We start from the raw sequence: 684 nt of genomic DNA, 5'->3' as shown, positions 1-684 counted from the left end.
GCCAGCCGTCCTTGAGGGCTTTTTGGGTTTCTTCGGGGCGGTTCCAGTAGCCTTTCATGACGTTGGGGCCCTTGACGATGAGCTCGCCCACCTCGCCTATGGGGACCTCCTTGCCCTCCTCGTCCACCACCTTGGCCTCCACGCTGGGGAGGGGCATGCCGATGGAGCCCTTCTTCACCACCCCCTCCACGGGGTTGCAGTGGGTCACGGGGCTCGCCTCCGAGAGGCCGTACCCCTCAATGAGCCGCGCCCCGGTGATCTCCTCAAAGCGCTTGGCCACCTCCACAGGCAAAGGCGCCGCCCCCGAGAGGCAGATGCGGATGCTCTTCACGTTCCGCTTCTCAATGCCGGGGAAGTTGTTGAAGGCCACGTAGAGGGTGGGCACCCCGGGGAAGTGGGTGACCCCGTGCTTCTCAATGGCTTCCACGATGGGGCCGATCTCGGGCCTCGGCAGGAGGACGATCTTGTACCCCGAGAAGAGGCCGTAGTTCATGGCCACGGTCATGCCGTAGACGTGGAAGAAGGGCAGGGCCCCCAGCATCACCCCCTTGCCGAGAAGTTCCCTGGAGGTGGGGTCCCAGGCGTCTATCTGGAGCACGTTGGCCACCAGGTTCTTGTGGGTGAGCATGGCCCCTTTGGCGAGCCCGGTGGTGCCCCCGGTGTACTGGAGGAGGGCCAGGTCGT

At 65.1% G+C, this 684-nt stretch carries 1 protein-coding gene; it reads right to left on the bottom strand.

The annotated features are described in order from the left end of the window. Positions 1-684: AMP-binding protein (locus IEX93_RS11360; RefSeq protein ID WP_188848293.1), on the bottom strand; the 684-nt coding region annotated here is incomplete at both ends.

It is taken from the genome of Thermus composti, from assembly GCF_014647535.1.
Taxonomy (GTDB): Bacteria; Deinococcota; Deinococci; order Deinococcales; family Thermaceae; genus Thermus; species Thermus composti.
This window is presented reverse-complemented; position numbering and strand designations above follow the sequence as displayed.